We start from the raw sequence: 19,216 nt of genomic DNA on the forward strand, positions 1-19,216 counted from the left end.
GTTTCTCAAACCCAGTCCCCGTGAGCATTTGCCATTTGCGGATGAGTCTATTAGTAATAGCGTGAAAACCGAGCCTTTAGGTGTAGAGAAGCCCTCGACAATTACTATTGATGACTTGAGAAATTGGTACAATGCCGCAGATAAGTTAGGGAAGTCAGAAAATTACAAAAAACGCATTGTGGAAGTCGCCAATCAATTTAAAGTTAGTAAGCAATTCTCAGCCGAAGCGTTGACAACAATGAATAAAGATACATCTGAGCTTGAAGCCATCAGTCGGCTGACTCAAATTACTCAAAGGATTGGCATGGTTTGGGGTAAGCCTAATGAAAATGGGATTCAAGTTTTGGGAAAAATTTATGATATAACCTTTAATACCCGGCAGAGAGATTTAACTATTTCGCAGAAAAATGGAGAGGTAATTTTAAACTTGCAATCTGGGAGAGTGCAGACTAATAAAGTAACTCCACAGATATTGCAAACTTTTGAGGATGCGAATAGTCATCTAGATAAAATCTTGGCTAAATCTCAAGCGCCACAAATAGACTTACAAAGATAGATTTATCCTAAAATAGCCTTTTTAAGCCAATAGAAAAGGAGAACAACGCTATGGAGACGGTTAATTTAGAGCAAGCACAGGTTTCTTATAATTAAGGTCTAGTACATATAAAGTCAGGGAAGTTAGATGCAGTTATCGAGTGTTTTAGAGAGGCATTACTATTTAATCCTAATTTTGCTGAAGTTCACAATACTATAGAACTAATTCAGTTCCAAATCGAAAAAGTAGCCACTTGCCAAGAGTGGCTACAAATTTCATCCGAGAATTTGAATTACAGCCGCCAGAATTGACGCTGCTTTATCGCCAGTTGGGACGAATACTCGCTTTTTCCATTGAATGATTTCCGTGAAACATCCAACAGCCACCAGAGAGTCAGCCAACGAGAGGGCATTCACTAGCTCAATCCGCCGCTCATCAGCAATAGACGAACAGCGTAATGTAACTCCTCCAGGTAACTGTTGTGAATACTTATCGTTCAAGACTAGCTTCACCAGTTCTGCTGGAGAAAGCACCTGATTCCTTAGTCCGAGTTGTTCTCTGACAGTTTGAATGTCGTGAGCCGAAATCACCCGACCTAAAACTTTCTCGCCATCGCTGGTTTGCAATCGAAATACTCGACTGTTCTGAATCGGCAGAGTTTTCCAAATTGGTAAAAGTGTTCCTGTGACCAAATGAATGTAATCAGTACTGAACTGGGGCAGTTGGGAGACTTCGGTAGACCACGCCGCGACAAACGCCTCTGTTGAAACCTGCTTCCAGATTGACGATAAGAGCTTGTCAACAGGTACACGAGTTTCTTTGTGTGGTTGCACCAACAAAACCCGTGGCACTACCCCACCTTCAGGATCAAAGATACTGTGAGTAGGAATAGATACTGCGGCTTGACCAGATTTCTCGTTTACCATAAGCCGTCCCTGGTATTTGCTAGCCGAATCCACTGCTTCTTGAGCAGTTTGAATGTTGTTCTTTTGAAGACGTTCAATCAAGAGATAGTTAGTCACACTACCAGTAGCAGGATGAGTATAAACTGCTTCTTCCCTTTCAATGGTAAACCGTTGTGCCCGAAGAGTTTCAACACCAAGCTCAAAGACACCATTAGCGATCGCTGTTTCAATCTGTTGACTTAACAGTAATTCAAACCTCTCGAAAATCACGTTCTGCATTCCGATTTTCAAAGCCAGCAACCGATTGAGGAATTGCCGCAGGGGTGGCAGGTCAATTTTCATACCGCCTTCATGGGAGGTAAGCGATAAACCTGTCATTTGCTCAAAAGTCCCTAGTGGAACCTCAATAAATCGACCTTGGAATATTTGCTTAAACAATTCGTACAAGGCATACTCAGCATAGTTCGATTCCAGATTGTCTTGTGCTGAGAATATCCCATTGCCCCCCGTTTGTCTTTGTCCGCGAGTGAGTGCGCCGAGACTGTCCAGCCGTCGAGCAATCGTACTGATGAATCGGCGTTCACCTCGCACATTGGTTGTGACTGGTCGGAATACGGGTGCTGATGCTTGGTTGGTGCGATGAGATCGCCCTAATCCCTGAATTGCATTATCTGCTCTCCAACCGGCTTCCAAAAGGTAGTGCGAGCGCCGCCGACGATTGATCGCGTTCAAATCTGCGTGGTAGCTACGACCTGTACCGCCAGCGTCAGAAAAGATGAGGATTTGTTTGTTTCCCTGCATAAACTCGGCAGTTTCGGGAATATTTGCGCTAGCACCTCTAGAATCTACAAATAAACGCCCCGAATCATCTTTGAGGACTCGTTTGCTCCTCCCGGTGACTTCAGCCACTTGTTTATAACCGAAATGCCAAAGCAATTGCTCTAATGCGCCAGGGATTGGGTCAAGGCTAGCCAGCCGATCAATGAGCTTATCTCTCAAGGCTACAGCTGCTTGGGAGATAACCGGAGAACCATCAGCGTTAAAAGCTGGTTCTGAGCGTTCTTCACCTTCAGAGGATGAGTGAATCTCATGCAGATGTACGGGAAAGGCACTCACTAAGTAGTCAAGAACATACTCACGCGGAGTTAAATCAAGATTGAGATCCTTCCACTCGGAAGCTGGAACCTCATTGAGCCGCCGCTTCAATAACTCTTCGTTAGTCGAAACGATTTGAACAACAACGGCATTACCCGCAGCTAAATCCTGCTCAATCGCCTTAATTAATTGAGGGCATTTCATTCCGGTCAGCAGATGATTGAAAAACCTCTGTTTGTGGGACTCGAACTGAGACATTGCGCTCATCTTTGCAGCACGGTTAAAAGTCTTATCACCGGAGATATTGCAAGCTTCTAGTGCTTTTTGAAGGTTATTATGAATAACTTGAAAAGCGTCTGCGTAACTGTCGTAAATTCGTTCTTGAGTCGGTGTTAGCTCGATTTCAAGAGTGTCATATTCTACACCATCGAACGAGAGACTCCGCGCCAGATATAATCCCAAAGCCTTCAAATCCCGCGCCACAACTTCCATCGCCGCAATGCCACCGTCAGAGATAGATTCCACAAAATCTTCACGCGAAGTAAATGGGAAATCTCCAGTCTGCCAAAGCCCCAGGCGATTTGCATAACAGAGGTTAGAAACCTTCGTCGCTCCGGTGGCTGAAACGTATATAACCCTGGCTCTTGGGAGCGCATTTTGCAGCCTCAGTCCGACAACACCTTGCTGTGAAGCGGCGACCATACCAAGTTTTCCTTCTTGTGCCATCGCATTTCCCATTGAGTGGCACTCGTCAAATGAAATGATACCCTCAAAACCAACACCAGCCCACTCCACAATTTGCTTGAGCCGACTTTTTCCACCTTTAACAGAGCGCAACGTTGAGTAGGTGCAAAACAGAATACCTTGGGAGAATGGGATTGGATCGCCTAGTTTAATGTTGCTAAGGTCGATAATATCTTTCTCGCTACCTCCCAAAGCACACCAATCCCTACGTGCATCTTCGACTAAAGCAGAACTTTTCGATACCCAAATAGCTTGACTTCGCCCTTGACACCAATTGTCTAAAACGATTCCCGCAACTTGTCTACCTTTCCCACAACCTGTCCCATCGCCAAGGAACCAGCCACTGCGAAATCTTACAGGATTTTCTTCAGTATTTGCCGCTACAGTCACATTATCCCAGGAATCATCAATAATATATGACCCAGACAGGAATTCAGAGTGCGCTTGACCAGCGTAAATCACGCTTTCGAGTTGTGCCTCTGATAACAAGCCTTGTGTGATGATGTTGCGTGGGAGATACGGTTTATAAGTTGGAGCCGGGGGCGAGACAAGTGCTAGGGCTGCGCTCTCGCAAAGCAACGAGGGATGTGGTAAAGCGTCCTTGATTCTGATTCGCTGTGGTCGGTAGGTTTCGTAAAGCGTATCTTTCAGTCCTTCGGTAGCTGCCCACTCGACAACTTCGTATTCCAAAACTACTACATCTGGAATTTCTGCGGAGGGTTCTGGTTGTGCCATTACGGTACGCTTGGGCAGCTTAACAACCTTCGTTGCAACGACAGCAGCTAAAGGAGTTGCAGCATTCCATTGCGAACGCAGAGGTAACTGCTCAATCAACGCCAGTATTTCGGGCAAGTCCAAGGTTTCTCTAATGCAAGGAATGTTGCTTATTTCAGTAGCCGGAACTTTGTCAATCACAGTGATTCGGGTTTCCATCCTCGTCCCGTGCAAGGCGTAGGCTTGACCACTGACTCCGACTGACATTAAAACTCGTGCTTTCTCTTGCCACTTAACGAAAGTCTCTCGCCAAGTTGGGTTAGCAGAAGAAAACCAATTAGCAGTGATTGTTACCAGTCGTCCACCATCGCATAATCTTTGCAATGCCGAGTTAATATGCCGAGGAGTTGCGTCAGGGTTGCGATCGGCTATCTTAGGAGATGATGAAAAGGGTGGATTCATCAGAACAACGGATGGCTGAGTCTTGCCAGCCAAATAATCGTTGATCTGTTCTGCGTTGACTGAGAATAATGATGTGCCAGGGAATAGCCGACGCAGAATCTTCGCTCTATCGGGTGCAAGCTCATTAAGCATCAAACTTGCACCTTGAAGTTTAGCGAACTGGGCTAAAATCCCAGTACCAGCAGATGGTTCAAGAATCAGGTCGTTGTTTGTGATTTGTCCTGCCAACGCCACTAAGTAAGCTAATGATAACGGAGTAGAGAACTGCTGAAGTTTTAGTTGCTCCTCGCTACGACGGGTATGTGTGGGGCAGAGTAACTCAAGCCGTCGCAGTTCTTCTAAGGGATTTTCCGATAATCCCTTTTGCCGCAGGTAGAGAATTAATGCAACCTCAACAGCTTCGTAAGCATCTTTCCACTGCCACTTGCCCTGTGCCGCAGTTCCGTTGAAATAACGATTCATCTGCGACTGGATTGCTCTGTTTGCCAAAGGTTGATTGTTAATCAATAATTTGGCAAGTTCTTGTCCCGCGCTGACAATGGATTGCCCGTAGTCCAAAACTGTTTGCACGTCAAACAGTGAGCCTTGGATTGCATTAACCATGACTGTATATATAGTATTGATTTCACAAAAACTTGGCGTAGCCGATACTGCACTGGAAGATTCGTACAGCGATCAGCAATCAAAGTAGACTTAATTGCAAGATGTTGATTTCTGTGGGATGCTCCCGCTCGATCCACCGAAATGCACATTTCAAATTAAAAATGAATTCCAACCACTCTTTCGGTTGTGGAACTCCAACAGATGTTTGTTTTGCTGCATATTCGTTGACCAAAAGAGCTAACTCAATCATGTGCGAGTAAGTATCAAAAGCCAGTTGATTGCATTGTGAACGAATTCGTTTTTTTACTCGTTCCGGTGAGGTCTTCCAAAAGATGCTCCAGAAAAGCTTGTGATATTCATCAGAAAGAGCGATTGCTATTTCCAAGTGCTGACGAACGATCGCAAACTCCTCTTTATCTGGGGCATACCGGAGAGCGACTACTAAGGCACAGTGCGCTGCTTGCATTGTTTTGAATTTTTGAAATGACAAAAAAGCGACCGCTATTCTTGAAACGCGATCGCTCCTTTAATAGGTGTCTCTGTCGAAGCAACAAGACACCCGGTAAAGTTACTTAAGCCGACTGCTTGCCTGAGCTTGCGGGTTTTCGTGGAGCTTTAGTAGATGTCGCTTTTGCAGTAGTCTTAGAAGTTTTGGTAGTTTTGCCTTTGAGGAGAGTAGATTTATTGGCGGTTTTAGCTTTAGATTTAGGTTGTACTCCTGTTGCTGGCGGTAGCAACCTTAGTGAAGGGAACGGGAGTACAACTGGTTGAGTTTCGGTACAACTGTTGTAAAGCTCTAGCTCTAATGTCCAGGGGTCAGAAATTTCCTCAAACTGTGATGTAAAAAAGGGGATTTGTTGAGTTTTAACTTCTATTTGTTCAGTGTTAGGTAGTGGTTCAAATTGAGTTGCTATTACTGTAGATTTGGAACTGGAATTGAATTGTGCAATTGCAATAGATGGTAATGGCACAACGTAAAGTCCATCGATAAAATCGAAAATTATCAGAGCAACAAAGCTCATAACAATAACTTCAATAGCTTGAGTAAGTGTAGATTGAATATCCATTGTATTTTTCCGAAATTTTTAATGTTCACAAAAGTTACGCGAAGCGTTAACAGCCCTGTAATCAAGTACAATCGATCTGAATACAAAAAGTTTTAAAAATGAATATCTTCAAAGAAATTCATGGGTTGACTGAAGCTTGAAGGTGCGCTTAAGTCTCGGACTATTCTATAGTTTTCTGGATGCCAACAAGTATCACTTAAATGTTTTATTTAGCCATTGGTCAAGTAGATTTTGTAACTCTGAATCGTTCTGAATAAACTCTTTTTCTTCAATTGTCCAAACTCTTGTAATCGCGTTAGAGACAGCTTCAAAAATGGAGTCTTCTGATTGTTTTGGATTCATTTGGATTATCAGTTCAAGAATTTTCACTCTATTCCTCGCAACGCGAGTGGCTAACGCCTGGGCACTCAAGGCATTGCACAGAAACTTGTGTAGAATACAAAGCAACACACGGGTAAAACTTCTGCTAATGCAAGATTTAAGTCAGTGCAGTCATCGCGTTTTACTTAACAATGCTTTCCGTACAAGAGTAGATACTGGAATTCCGCCTCGGTTATCTCGGTCGCTACTGGAACTTGATAAGCGTTGTTGGCTTATTAATTGGCTTCTTGCTCTGTACGCTGATATTTATGCCATTAATTATTAACATAAAACTAGATCCGTTCAGATATCCAGATCATCTAGTCATGAGCGGGATCGCTGCGGTGATTTTTGGTGCAATACTCTGGCTGGGGCAGTGGCTAATTCTCCGTCAGACTGAGATGACACCAAGAATTTTTGCGCTTATCAATACGGTAGTTGGAATTTTTGTCTTCTCTGTGCTGGTATGGTTCAATCAAAAAAGTTTGGAGTGGAGCGGTGGCCCGATTGATGGCTTAATACCGGACTCATTTTTCTAGTGGGTGGAACAGTTACTGGAGCCGCGACGGATAAAGCATTAGATTTTTACTGTGGACGAGTTGAGCAGCGATTAATCAGACTTGAGAAACAGACGGTAGAGCCAGAAATCCAAGAGCGAGAAAGGCTGGAAAGAGAAAGGTTTGAGAAACAGACGGTAGAGCAAGAAATCTTAGAAGCAGAGATGGCACAAAGGAAAAGGATACAGCCAGAGGCGGATCTTGAGGAAGAACGCCTCTGATACGAACAACACGGTCAAGACTATGCAGATTATGAATATGACGACGAGGAGGAAGAATAACTTTGTGCTGACATGAACATTAGTAAGCGATGCCTGCGGTGTTTGCTAGCCTACGCTGATGAATTAGCTTTCACTGATGGAATGGCACAGGCGTTCTTCCCCTTGTTTACCGTTGCCAACGGGAGCAACGCGATTTGGTGAGGTCGGATCAAAAACTAGCGATCGCTAATCCCGTATTTCAGTACGAAAACAAATTTATTACTTAATATTGCGTATAAATACATAAATACTTCCTATCTATTCTGTCATGACGACAGAAAAAGGTAAGATTCCCTTTAAATAGTGTTTTCAGATAGGGAATATCTGCCTTTTATGACAAAAAATATATGTGCAACTCTTGATTTAAATAAATCAATAAAAACTTTTCAATCAAATATTACAAAACTTTTGGATTTTGGTAATATCCCAGAATGGGATGGAAAAAAGCTCAAAGAGCGAGAAGAAGAAATTAGAGTTCAGGCAGTCATCTTAGCTGGACAATGTATAGCTCTTTTATTATATAATCTTTCGATATCACCGAAGATTCTTGACTACTCTGTTGCTCAGACACACGGATGGAGAAGCACAAACACACAAAAACATGGTTATAAAAAGCGACAAATAGTAACAATTGGAAATATCGAAGTAACTTTAAACCTACCTTATGTACTTGAACGGAATCCCACAAGTAAAAAATCTGATAATGCTCTGATCAATGAGCCAAAAATAAAAAACCCAAATCAAGGATTTTGTCCGTTTTTAAAATGGCTAGGGATGTCAGAAGGTATTAGCCCTTTAGTCTGGTCAACAATTGCCAAATATGGTGCGATAGCCAGTTCTTTTGATGCAGCACGTTCGACGCTAATGGATTGGGGAATAAATGTTAGTTTAAAACGAATCGAGCGCCTGACTTACCTTTTTGGTGAAATTGGTATTAATCTACGCCAATCAAAAATATTAAATTTGGAGATGGGTTACTTATCTAACAGTAATGTTCTCAAAGACCAACGAGTTGTGATCGCTGTAGATGGTGGAAGAACTAAAATTAGGTTCAATAAAAAAGGTAGACGCAGCAACAAAACAAACCGTCATGGCATTGTTGGTGAATGGATGGAGCCAAAGTTACTAACAATTTATGTAGTAAATGAACAAGGTAAAAAAATTAGGACATCGGCAATACCTATTACTAATGATGGCACGTATTCCGGTTATAAAGAATTCCTCAAAATTTTAGAAATGTATTTGGTAAATTTGGGTATAAGTGAAGCCAAGCAGGTGTTATTGATTGCTGATGGTGCAGAGTGGATATGGATACACATTCCTCCTTTACTAAAAAAATTAAAATGCCCACTTGAAACTTATCAATTATTAGACTTTTATCACGCAGCATCACATTTACAAGATTTTGCTGATGCTGCTTTTAGTACAGATAATGAGCGTCAATCATGGTTTAAAAAATCTCGGAAAATTTTAAAGAAAGGTCAGACACTAGATTTAATGAGAAATATGGGTAAATTTATTTCCGAGGCAACAGGAGAGCGCTGTAAAATTATGGTAAGAGAGCGAAATTATATTTTAAAAGCGTATAGAAGGAGGCTTTTAAAATATAACGAAGTTGCAGCCCGAAAATTACCTCTCGGTAGTGGTGCAGTTGAAAGTTTAATTCGTCAAGTTATTAATTTACGCATGAAAGGAAACAGTAAGTTTTGGTTACAAAATAATGCAGAAATTATGTTACATCTGCGTTGTCAATGGATAGCTAAAAGTTGGGATAATTTTTGTGATTCTATTTTTAATTCTTTTATCAAATCCCCAACTGGGTGATAAATTTTATACTTTAATTCTTCCTTTGATTTATTTTATGCTGTAATTGATACCAAATATCAAAGAGATATTACAGAAAATTTTGTAAATAATCGTCAAAGAACTTACTAGCAATCTTTTTGAGATATCTCATCAAGATAATTTATCGTGTAAATACGTTTATATATTGCAAATAAAATTACCTCGTACTTAAATTTAAGTTTTAGCGATTCCTACGGAGCGCTTCGCGATCGCTAGTTTTTGATCCGACTTCACAAAATCGCGTTGCTCCCGTTGCCAACTGACTTTGACGGTTACAAATCAAAGTCAAGGCTGAATGTTTCACCATCAGAATCTTCTTCTTCCGACTCTGTAAATGGAGTTGAACTCCTTGAGGGGACTTTGTTATCTTCTGTATTAGTCGGCGTGAAAGCCACTTGTTGTGTGGGAAATGCACCCTTTCTGAAAGCAAAATAACAATCAATGATAAAGTAAAGCGTCTCTAGGTAACTTTTACCTAGTTGCTGTGATTCGGCAAATATCCGTTCTCGGTAGCTATCTTTGATCCGAACTTTTTCTGGGGTTAAGTCAAGTTTGTCTGCCATTGTTATAACTTAAGAGATGTAGATGCTGGATTCTTACCAAGAATAGTTTTTGCCATTTCTAAAAGCCCAAAGACATTGGCTTCCACTGGGTTGTCGAGAATCTTGAAACCGTTCTTCTCTAACAATTTTTTAAATCCTGGTAAGAGGCAGCCTCCACCAATCGCCCAGATTTCATCCCCCTGGTGCTTGGCATCAAGTGTCAGATTCACCACTTTCTTCAAGTATTTTTCATACCAATCTTTTAAAGAAGCGCTGTATATATCTTTAATATCGATGTCACGGCTGTATCGGGTATGCCCCATTTCCAAACAAAATCGGATTTTTGATGGATCGCCGATTTTTCCGCCATTTAGATGTTTCATTTTTTGGGAGATATCATCAATGAGAACTTCTACACCGATAGGGTAGGCAGTATGAACTTCTCGTTGACCCCGGTTGTAACGAGAATACAAGGTCGTACCATTGCCAAAGTCTAAAATGGTTAGTTTTTTTGGTAGTGAATGCCCAAATAATGCACCCATACCCTCAAGTACAACTTTCAGCACTTCTACTTTTACATCTGATTGTTTGCCAGCAAGTATTGGCTGATATTCTCCATTTAGTACTTTTTGCAATTCTTCGGCCAGACCAACATCATGTAAGCTGACGACTAATTTTAAGTGCCAAGCCCTACGATGTGGCAGATGTGCCAAAGCACCCAATAAAGTCAATAATGCGTTGTTGACTTTGTTTTCATTATTATCGGTGTTTCGGTCAAAATAATTTCCTGTCCGGTAAGCTGATTCTCCGACTGTGTAAGCACTACCATTAAAAACTACCCGTCCGGGCACATCTTCCATCTCGGCATTTGTTATATAGCTGGGCACGCGAACTACTTCAAAGCCATCGACTAAAAGTTTGAGACTTCCATAACCGTTATCGAAACCCGCAGGAAAAATTTTTTGCAACGTGTGAATGTTTGACATAAAGACAAAGGTAATACACTATGATTTGCGAAAGCTATCTGTTCAAATGATTTTGGGGAGTGGGGGAGAGAAAAATAAAATAACTATCCCTTTTTGATCCAGCCTCAAGAGTTTATCATAACCCCCTTGGGGGCTAAGTGGGGTACAAAATCTCATCCAGTCAAATGTACCCCATATAGCACCTTTATGTACCCTATATAGGGGTCAAAATTTCATCAAAGTCTTGAGCTATTGTTGGGGTATATATAGCCCCCCTATAGCCCCCAAAAGGAATTTTAGAAATCTTTTTTATCAACGCAGCAAAAATTAATTTAGATCGTTGTTGACTCTTTGATTTATACTTTACTGTCAATTTTTTGTTGAAAAGCAATTCAGTTTTGATCTTTAACTTCTTGCTGACTATGTAACGAGTGCGCTATCAGTTGCTTACAGGTTCAGCTTTCTCAACTGAATTATCATTCACACCCAAAGTCAAAACAATTCAAAATTCAAAATTGAATAAATAATTAAAAATTATTTAATTAAAGCCTCGACTCTGCTCGGCTTTAACCCTGAGCGAACTTGTGCTGAGTGTAGTCGAAGTAGCGTCTCGTAGAGAAGTCGAAGCAGCCGAAGGGTTAAGGTACAAGCCCTTGTTTTTAAACATGAGAAAAAAAGTGCAACATCCTTAATTCAAGCTCCAAGATGCGACATGAAGCATTAATTTTGAATTTTGAATTGATGTGCCTCTTCTTGAAGTCTTTTGCGTTGTTCAACTTCATCAACACTTGGTCGCGGCGGTAAAGTAGGCCACCATAAACCTCGGTCATCTGGGCCAATTACTTCTCCCGGTGGTTTTACTCCATTTCGATTCAGCACCGAAGTAGTAGCAAAGGTTTCAATGCGGGGTCGTGGTTCACTAGTTAGGTTATTGGCATATTTAACTTGCCAGGTGTAACTGGTGAGTACTGTAGCTTCATACTGTTCAGCAGTAGTAGTACTGCAACTAGTTAATGTTAGTGCCGTTAGTGCAGTTATTATTGAAGTTAACAATCTCATTTGCATTATTAATGATTGATATCTATTACCAGTCACTCTTAAAGAGGGTGTGTGAGATCATTGCTGCCAAGGCGAAGGTATCACTGTTGTCGAAAGCACCTGACCTGTTGTTAATCTGATCGCCGTCTGCTCACAATTAGGACATTGGATTTTCAACTGAACAAGCGAAGGACGACCCTTGTATTCTCCCATTACTGGTTCCCCAGTAAACTCGCTAATTATTCCCTGCTGACAGTGCCAACACTCAAATATCACGCCCCCCACTTGTTTATCGCAGTCCAAAAACTGGATATGTTGACAGCGTTCTGGTGCTAACTCTTCTTCTTCATCGCTCTTTGTCAATTGACCCTGTTGCTTGGGCTGTTGCGGTAATTTAGATTTTCTCTTGTCAGCAGAGGTACGTTTGGCTTTACTTTTCTCTAAATGTTGCGGTTTTTCAGCAGCGTTTGTCTTTGACCTTACAAGACGTATCACCTCTGCTTGGGCTGGTTGCTCAACTGACGGCGGCTCATCAATGGGAGTAATGCCAGGCTGAGAGATTGGCTGCTGTTTATCTACTGGTTTATAAGCTACAAGGTCAAGCTTTGGACTTGGGTTGTTGGGTTTTGGCTGCTGTTTAGGTGGCTTGGGCAATCGCTCGGTAGACTTCATCAGAACTTTCTTTCCTGAACTTTAGCAAATGAGTGTATTTTAACTAGCAGTTCACCTTTTAAACATTTTTACTAAGTCACAGATGAGTTTATGCACTAAAGCGTATAGTTGCCACTATTCATCAGCTTTTCCTACCAACTCTTCTAGTTGAGAGAGTAGTTTATCTAACTTCGCTCGTTTGTTGGGATCATTCCAAACAGATGTTTTTTTAAGTTGTTTTCCGATTTTAGAATACCTCTGAACATAGATTTTACTAGGTGGATTGTCTTGTTCAATGACATTGAGTTCCTGGATTTTTTGCTTAATTTCTCTGAAACTCAAGTTTTGGGATATTGCTAAGTTGAGCAAGGTTTTTCGCTGTTCTTTATTTTTAACTTGTGCGATTGCTCTAGCCTTTGTAAACTCTATTTTACCTTCACGGAGTGCTGTCAAAATATCAATAGGCAGATTTAGCAATGGTAAACGACTGGTACGAAAGGATTCTGACGAAAATTTTCCTAACCCAGATAAGACCGATTCGATAACTTGAAGTTGGAGGAAAACGTTTTCCTCCAATTGTTGATGACGGTTTTTTGCGTGATTAGCACGATTCAGTATAGAACCAACCTCTTCGGAGCTGATCTTGAGTTTGAGTGAAAGAAGCTCAAGAATTGCCTCCGTTTCTTCAACTGGGTTAAGATCCTCACGTTGGAGGTTTTCTATAAGAGCAATTTGGAGAGCTTGTTGATCATCTAAGTCTCTAAAAACGACAGGAAGCTCACTCAATCCAATTTCCTGGGCTGCTCGATATCGCCTTTCTCCAGCAACTAACTCATAGGTTCCATTTTTTAATGGACGAACTAGTAACGGTTCTAGAATCCCATGATCTTTAATTGATTGGACTAATTGAGATTGCTTGTCTGGAGCAAAGTAACGACGGGGTTGCTTGGCAGGAAGTTGAATTTGTTGAATAGATAATGTTTGAGAAGATTCGACACTTTTTGGATCAGTGATGAATTTTTGAGCAATGGAGGCAGAGAGTCCTTGAGTTAGTGATTGTCTTGGTTTATTCATTCAAAACCTCCAAGGATTTTTTGAATAATTGTTCAATTTCACGTCTAGCGATTCCGGCTGTTGATCCAGGTAAATCAAAGATAGTAGAATTTTGTCCATAGCAGTCGGCGATGATCTGTCGTTGATGAAGTACATTTTCTAAAACGGTGACATTTGGCATTAATTGAAGTACTTCTACTGCTTCATCTTTCAATTTAGTTCCTTTAACTGCACGATTAACAAACATTACGGCTTTAGGTTCTCCTCGCCGAATCCTTTGCGCTTGTTGAATCAAATGTACAGTATCAGAAGCACTCTCAAGGTCAATACCAGCAGGTTGGCATGGAATAATTGCTAAATCAGCAGTTAAAACTAATGCTCTGGTTGTTTCAGAGAGAGCGGCAGGCCCATCAGCAATAATCCATGTATATGATTCATTTAGCTTAGGTAACTCATCCAATAGTGCATCAGGCGCTTGAATAATCTGACAAGGAATAACTTGTTCTAATCGTTTTAGCCACTTAGAAGATGAGCATTGAGCATCAGCATCTACAAGTAGCACTGATTTACCTTGTTTTTGTAGCCATCGTGCAAGATGAACAGAAACTGTTGATTTACCTGCTCCTCCTTTTTGATTGATAATTGCGATGATCGGCATAAGTAGGATCTAAATTACAAAGTATAGTTTATGGTAGATTTTTAGCTTATACAGGCTTTCAGGCAAAACAAGCAAGCATCAAACAGCAAGATATATAAGTATCAGTGTTCACAAGCAGAACTTCTGAAATTCTCCTTTATACTCAAGTTGAACTTAAAAATTCATATCAATTTAACACGATTGCAAAAATCCCATCTTCTTTGCAGATTGCCTATATCTTGAAGAATACTACTCAAACAAATAGTTTCAATAGGTAGCTTCTCAATTTATCTTGATTTATCTCATTCATTAAGTTTTATGCCCAGCCCAACTACCGACTTAGTTCGCTCCTACTTAAAAGAAATCGGACGCTATCCTCTGCTAACTCCTGAGCAAGAAATTACAAACGCTAGGCTTGTGCAGCAGATGATGACGATTGAGCAGCAACGGCAAGCGATCGCACTTGAACTTAACCGACAACCAACTGCAAGAGAATTAGCTATCTCGTTTGGGCAAAGCGAAGCTGAAGTAGAGTCAATCGTTCAACAAGGTCAAAAAGCTAAACATAAAATGGTGACAGCTAACCTACGATTGGTGGTAGCGATCGCTAAAAAGTACCAGAATCACAATTTAGATTTTCTCGACTTGCTCCAAGAAGGGGCACTAGGTTTACAAAAGGGAATCGAAAAGTTTGATCCCAACCGAGGCTATAAACTATCAACCTACGTTTACTGGTGGATTAAGCAGTCAATAACACGTGCTGTAGCAGAGAAGTCTCGCACTATTCGTTTACCAATCCATATCAACGAAAAGTTAAACAAAATCAGGAGAATACAGCAGCAACTATCTCAATCTTTGGGTCGTCCTCCGGTTGTAGCAGAAATAGCCGAATCGTTGAATCTATTGCCAAGCCAAATAAGAGATTACCTTCAGGTTTCCAAGTCTCCAGTTTCATTAGAAATGAGAGTGGGAGATGAGGGTGAAAGTGAACTAGTCGATATTTTACCGATGGATAGCATTTCTCTAGATGAGCAAATAGCTCAGGAGCTTTTACACCAAGACTTGAGCAAGTTGCTGGCATTGCTTAAGCCAAGGCAACGAGAAGTATTGACTCTACGTTTTGGATTGTCAGATAATCAGCAACTGACTTTGAGTCAAGTTGCAAAACGCCTAAATCAAAGTCTGGAAACAATTCGTAAAACTGAACATCTTGCTCTGAAAATTTTACGCTCTCATCAAAACAAGATTAAAGACTATCTTCTTAATTAGGACTAAAGGTTGTTTGACTCTAGTTTCATTTATATAAGTCGAACTCACTACTCCAAAGATTGAGAACAAACCGCCACTACTGGTAAAGATGCCTTTAATTGCCTCTGTCTGGTTGCGATCGCGTACCTGCCATGAATTGGTGGCATCGCCTCTGCTTAATCCCCGGCGAAAAACCTCACTGTTTCAATCAAATGAAGCATGAATATATTGATACTAGAAACTATCCTTATAAATAGAACACCGAAGAAAGAACCGATGCCCAGCAAAACTATTGAAGTCCGAGAGTACACTGTTAGAGCGCACAAGCGGGAAATTCACACTCGCGTTTTCAACTTCGTATGTAAGCAGTGTGAACAGCCCACACAACGAGAAACCTTTGGTGTGCGACCACTCTACTGTGAGCAATGCCGTCCGCCACAAGCACCTAAGCAATCGAAATTAGTCCCTATAGGCAAGAGGAAACCCAGAGCTATGAACTATAAAAGCGGGAAGGATATCGCTGGGTGATTTGTTGTCTCTTGGGTGAGTGAAGCAGTGCGCTCATTCGCCCAACCTAACTCAAACTGGTAAAAAGTAACTCTAATGTTTAGGGTCATTCAGGAGATGCAAACTGTGCAAAGACCTCGGCCCCTGTCAGGTTTTTAGTTTCATTGGCAAAACAGTAATATTGGGGCTTTTCATCAATGAATACCTGACGATCGAAAACAAGACCTTCAGAACTATCGAATAGTCCAACAGGCATGAAATACTGGTTACTTTGTTTCAATTTGTAAAAGAGATGGCTACCACACTGCTTACAGAATCCACGTTCTGCCCATTCTGAAGATTGATAAACTTCGATATTTTCTTCACCAGAGAAGCTAACATCACTTTCACAGTCAACGACTAACAAAGGCCCTCCGCCCCAATTGCGGCAGATACTACAATGACACGCTCCCACACTTTTACTCATGCTAGTTGTAGAAAGACTTACTGCTCCACACAGGCAACTACCTTTTGCAATGCTTACGTTAGACATATTATTTTCTCTGACTCCACGCAGGCACTCCAATTACTCACATTTTCCCCTATTTCATACTGGAAATGCCAAGAATATTAAGTAGTTCGCTTTCATGACTTTGTTCTTTTAAAGGTAAAAGCAAAGTTACGAAACAACTTTTACAATTTATTCTCTAGAAAGGTTGCCCAGAGACTATTTATAAAGTAAATCTTTAGAGAACAAGACGACGCAACATAATTCTGTACTTGGCATTAGCGAGAAACGGGATATCAGATACAGGTTTTGGTTAACATAGAAATTCCCCTGACATTGCAAATATTGTATGCCCAAGACTTGGAACATCAAGATAGATAACTATATTCAAGCCAACCCCAATTGCATCATCGCCACTGCTCATGTAGATTCGTTTCCGATAGACCTGCCGCTAGAACCGAACATTCGCGAACCGAACCGCAAAAGCGCGACCTACAGACAAATGTTCGATTCACTGACAACCGAACCCGAAAAATTCTTCTCCCGTCACAGTGGAATTGTTTTATTAGCCAATAAAGTTAAGCCCAACAGAAATAAAACCTCACTCGAACTAGAAATTTTAGAAGCTAACGAGGGGGGTAGTGATGGCATTATCAACGGAGGGCATACAGTTTTAGCTTTTGAGCAAGCAAAAAATTACAAATATGACCTAACCGAAGCCAGAGTAAAAGTTACGATTCACATTGGACTGACTGAAGAATCAGCCAAAGATATAGCCCTAGCAAGTAATACTACAACGCCAGTAGATTCTCGCTCCAAAGTCAACGCCAGGGGTGATTACAAATTCATCAAGCAGTATTTAGCTCAGTTAGAACAGAAAGAAGATAGAAAATTCCGCATTGCCTATTATCAAAACCAAAGCGGCACTCCCAGAAATGCCCAGTGCAATGTCACCCATTTGCTCAAGCTGCTTTACTGCCTCGACAGGAATAAATACAACCCCGACAGCAATAAACGAACCAAGCACCCAGCAGGAATGAGTCTTCCAAGTAACATCACAGACGCAGAAAGGGAAAGATTAACTGCACTTTTGCCTCTCTTGACTCATGCCCTGTGGATAGAGCAAAGACTTTACGAAATAATCCAAGACTATATCAGCAACCCCAGAAGAAAAGGTGCTAACGACCTAGCATCAATTGATATACGTAAAACGACGTTGTTGCCTGACAGCAAGTATTCATTCGGGTTTGGTGCGCCAACCGACTTAGCACTACCGATAATCGCATCATATCGGGTATTTCTGGATAAAGACTATAAATGGATTCTGCCGTTTAACGAATTCGCTGAAGATTTCCTCCAACACTTGTGGAATAACTACTTCCGCAAATATTTGGTGTCGGAGAAAACAGCAGGAAATACAGTCGGTACAAAAATCAGTCGGAACCAGGAGATTTGGGAAAGTCTGTATATTTCGGCGCAGAGTTATCTAAATCAGCACTTGGTTAAAATGGTTAATTCTAGTAAGGAAGAAAAATCGAAGGTAACACAAGGGACAAAAGGGCGTGTGCAAGCAGCTAAGAAATGATAGTACAAGGCTTCTATTGAAAAATTTGTTTTGGATGAGCGATGGTTTTTAACACTGAATAATTATCAGTTATCAGTAAAGTTGTAAAATCCTTGGGTTTTAACTGATAACTGATAACTGTTTTAAGTGATAGCTTAACTTTTGAAATCAAAAAAGTACTATTGCTCACAGATTATTTTCTATTTCCATATACAATAACAACTGCTCATTCAAGGAATATTTTGTGATTTTAACAGTAGCAAGAGAGAAAAAATAATGGCTGAACTCAAACTCCGGTCAAAAGATCCAGATTCCCTCAGACGCATTATTCAAAGTGCTTTGTCAGAAAGATTACAGAGTGTGACAGCAGGAATCAAAAGAACAGAAGAACGGATTCAGGATTTTGAAACCAAATATCAATTATCGACTGAGGAATTTCTCACTCAGTTTAATAATGATGAATTATCCCATAATTTTGACTATGATGAGTGGATTGGAGAAGCTCGAATGTTGGTACATTTACAACAAACAAAAGAGTCGATAGAGGAGATTGATTTTGTTGATTGAAGATTATTTTCAGCAAATTCGGATTTTAATCGAATCCTCAGAAATAGTTAAGATATTTAATTTAGAAACTGAAAAAAGAGGAATATATGAAGGTTTTCTCAGAGCCAAGCTCGAATTTAAAGATAATTCGTTGCTGCATCTAAGGGAATTTATCTATGTTGAAATATCTCCAGATAGAAAAATGTATAGTTATCAATATATGAACTCAGAGAATAATCTAATTTTCCGCTATGACAATACTGAACATCACCGAAAATTAAATCTGACTACCTTTCCTCATCATAAACATGATGGTGGTGAAGATAATATCGTTAAATCAGATGCTCCTTTTTTAGCTGAGATCCTAAAAGAAATTGAGAAAATATTAGTATAAGTGCGATTCCTACGGCAGAGGTTGCCGATATCCACAATCTCTTCAGCGAACGCTTGACATCGATTAATTTATTTTCGCTGTAGACCACGCCCTAGTTAGAAAAGCGTATGATTTTTGGGTTTAGCCCTTTCGTCTGATATTGTATGAACGAGCAGGATTTAGCCGTTCAGCAGGAATATAGCTTAGGAAATACCACCCATCATCATCCCTTTCAACCAAATCAGACTTTTTGTGACTAAATAATACCAAGCAATTTAAATTTCCTTTTCGACTTCATACTATTAAAGTCTTTTTCGGGCTGTGTTTTTCTTATTAAAAGCTTAATTTAGATTCAGGTGATACTAGTTGCTGAAGATAACATGAGTTTCCCAAATACTCATACTAACCAGTCTTCACTTTAGCTTGTTGCGATCGCTCTCAAGTTCTAAATTAACTAA

19 protein-coding genes and 2 pseudogenes are annotated in these 19,216 nt (G+C 40.7%); 10 read left to right on the forward strand and 11 right to left on the reverse strand.

What is annotated here, in order from left to right:
- Window positions 1-556 (forward strand): annotated as a pseudogene (locus RM049_RS33540) (hypothetical protein); the annotation flags it as partial.
- 254 nt (window positions 557-810) lie between these two features.
- Here the strand turns inward: RM049_RS33540 and RM049_RS33545 are convergent.
- The 4 genes from RM049_RS33545 to RM049_RS33560 all read right to left on the reverse strand — a co-directional run bounded on the left by RM049_RS33545 (window position 811) and on the right by RM049_RS33560 (window position 6,467).
- Window positions 811-5,058: a strawberry notch-like NTP hydrolase domain-containing protein gene (locus RM049_RS33545; protein ID WP_322707260.1), complete on the reverse strand. Its 4,248-nt coding sequence runs from the start codon at window positions 5,056-5,058 to the stop codon at window positions 811-813.
- A 79-nt stretch (window positions 5,059-5,137) separates the two neighbouring features.
- A complete protein-coding gene (locus RM049_RS33550; protein WP_322707261.1) occupies window positions 5,138-5,524 on the reverse strand; it encodes a hypothetical protein in 387 nt (128 codons plus the stop codon).
- 106 nt (window positions 5,525-5,630) lie between these two features.
- Entirely contained in the window at window positions 5,631-6,125 is a 495-nt protein-coding gene (locus RM049_RS33555) for a hypothetical protein (RefSeq protein WP_322707262.1), read from the reverse strand.
- A 192-nt stretch (window positions 6,126-6,317) separates the two neighbouring features.
- Entirely contained in the window at window positions 6,318-6,467 is a 150-nt protein-coding gene (locus RM049_RS33560; RefSeq protein WP_322707263.1) for a hypothetical protein, read from the reverse strand.
- Between the two features lie 344 nt (window positions 6,468-6,811).
- On the opposite strand from RM049_RS33560, the gene RM049_RS33565 reads away from it, so the two are divergent.
- The 4 genes from RM049_RS33565 (at window position 6,812) to RM049_RS33580 (ending at window position 9,126) form a co-directional block, all read left to right on the forward strand.
- On the forward strand, window positions 6,812-7,024 hold the full coding sequence (locus RM049_RS33565) for a hypothetical protein (protein ID WP_322707264.1): 213 nt from the start codon (window positions 6,812-6,814) through the stop codon (window positions 7,022-7,024).
- A complete protein-coding gene (locus RM049_RS33570; protein ID WP_322707265.1) occupies window positions 7,024-7,263 on the forward strand; it encodes a hypothetical protein in 240 nt (79 codons plus the stop codon). Before RM049_RS33565 ends, RM049_RS33570 begins: the two co-directional genes overlap by 1 nt.
- A gap of 72 nt (window positions 7,264-7,335) precedes the next feature.
- A complete protein-coding gene (locus RM049_RS33575) occupies window positions 7,336-7,464 on the forward strand; it encodes a hypothetical protein (protein WP_322707267.1) in 129 nt (42 codons plus the stop codon).
- A 171-nt stretch (window positions 7,465-7,635) separates the two neighbouring features.
- Window positions 7,636-9,126 carry an ISLre2 family transposase gene (locus RM049_RS33580; RefSeq protein ID WP_322707268.1) on the forward strand — a complete coding sequence of 497 codons (1,491 nt, stop codon included), beginning with the start codon at window positions 7,636-7,638 and terminating at the stop codon, window positions 9,124-9,126.
- 293 nt (window positions 9,127-9,419) lie between these two features.
- Here RM049_RS33580 and RM049_RS33585 read toward each other — a convergent pair whose 3' ends face one another.
- From RM049_RS33585 to RM049_RS33610, 6 genes and pseudogenes are all read right to left on the reverse strand, one after another.
- Complete coding sequence (locus RM049_RS33585; RefSeq protein ID WP_322707270.1) at window positions 9,420-9,710, reverse strand: hypothetical protein; 291 nt, start codon at window positions 9,708-9,710, stop codon at window positions 9,420-9,422.
- Between the two features lie 2 nt (window positions 9,711-9,712).
- Window positions 9,713-10,675, reverse strand: a complete 963-nt coding sequence (locus RM049_RS33590) for a ParM/StbA family protein (RefSeq protein ID WP_322707271.1) — start codon at window positions 10,673-10,675, stop codon at window positions 9,713-9,715.
- A 723-nt stretch (window positions 10,676-11,398) separates the two neighbouring features.
- Window positions 11,399-11,713: pseudogene (locus RM049_RS33595) on the reverse strand (hypothetical protein); the annotation flags it as partial.
- Window positions 11,714-11,770: 57 nt separating this feature from the next.
- Window positions 11,771-12,364, reverse strand: coding sequence for a hypothetical protein (locus RM049_RS33600; protein ID WP_322707272.1), 594 nt, complete (start codon window positions 12,362-12,364; stop codon window positions 11,771-11,773).
- Window positions 12,365-12,478: 114 nt separating this feature from the next.
- On the reverse strand, window positions 12,479-13,417 hold the full coding sequence (locus RM049_RS33605; RefSeq protein WP_322707273.1) for a ParB/RepB/Spo0J family partition protein: 939 nt from the start codon (window positions 13,415-13,417) through the stop codon (window positions 12,479-12,481).
- Entirely contained in the window at window positions 13,410-14,054 is a 645-nt protein-coding gene (locus RM049_RS33610; RefSeq protein ID WP_094345073.1) for an AAA family ATPase, read from the reverse strand. Before RM049_RS33610 ends, RM049_RS33605 begins: the two co-directional genes overlap by 8 nt.
- A 297-nt stretch (window positions 14,055-14,351) precedes the next feature.
- Here RM049_RS33610 and RM049_RS33615 point away from each other — a divergent pair, with 297 nt between their 5' ends.
- Both RM049_RS33615 and RM049_RS33620 read left to right on the forward strand, forming a co-directional pair.
- Window positions 14,352-15,302, forward strand: coding sequence for an RNA polymerase sigma factor, RpoD/SigA family (locus tag RM049_RS33615; RefSeq protein ID WP_322707274.1), 951 nt, complete (start codon window positions 14,352-14,354; stop codon window positions 15,300-15,302).
- Window positions 15,303-15,557: 255 nt separating this feature from the next.
- Window positions 15,558-15,809, forward strand: a complete 252-nt coding sequence (locus RM049_RS33620) for a hypothetical protein (protein ID WP_181927312.1) — start codon at window positions 15,558-15,560, stop codon at window positions 15,807-15,809.
- A gap of 85 nt (window positions 15,810-15,894) precedes the next feature.
- Here the strand turns inward: RM049_RS33620 and RM049_RS33625 are convergent, their stop codons facing one another.
- A complete protein-coding gene (locus RM049_RS33625; RefSeq protein ID WP_322707275.1) occupies window positions 15,895-16,320 on the reverse strand; it encodes a GFA family protein in 426 nt (141 codons plus the stop codon).
- 304 nt (window positions 16,321-16,624) lie between these two features.
- On the opposite strand from RM049_RS33625, the gene RM049_RS33630 reads away from it, so the two are divergent.
- The 3 genes from RM049_RS33630 (at window position 16,625) to RM049_RS33640 (ending at window position 18,779) form a co-directional block, all read left to right on the forward strand.
- Window positions 16,625-17,860, forward strand: a complete 1,236-nt coding sequence (locus RM049_RS33630) for an AIPR family protein (RefSeq protein ID WP_322707276.1) — start codon at window positions 16,625-16,627, stop codon at window positions 17,858-17,860.
- Window positions 17,861-18,115: 255 nt separating this feature from the next.
- A complete protein-coding gene (locus RM049_RS33635; RefSeq protein WP_322700471.1) occupies window positions 18,116-18,406 on the forward strand; it encodes a hypothetical protein in 291 nt (96 codons plus the stop codon).
- Window positions 18,396-18,779 (forward strand): toxin-antitoxin system TumE family protein, encoded by a 384-nt coding sequence (locus tag RM049_RS33640; protein ID WP_322700472.1) that lies wholly within the window; start codon window positions 18,396-18,398, stop codon window positions 18,777-18,779. The genes RM049_RS33635 and RM049_RS33640 overlap by 11 nt, the downstream gene beginning before the upstream one ends.
- Window positions 18,780-19,216 lie beyond the last annotated feature (437 nt).

The organism is Nostoc sp. DedQUE04, from assembly GCF_034530995.1.
Taxonomy (GTDB): domain Bacteria; phylum Cyanobacteriota; class Cyanobacteriia; order Cyanobacteriales; family Nostocaceae; genus Nostoc.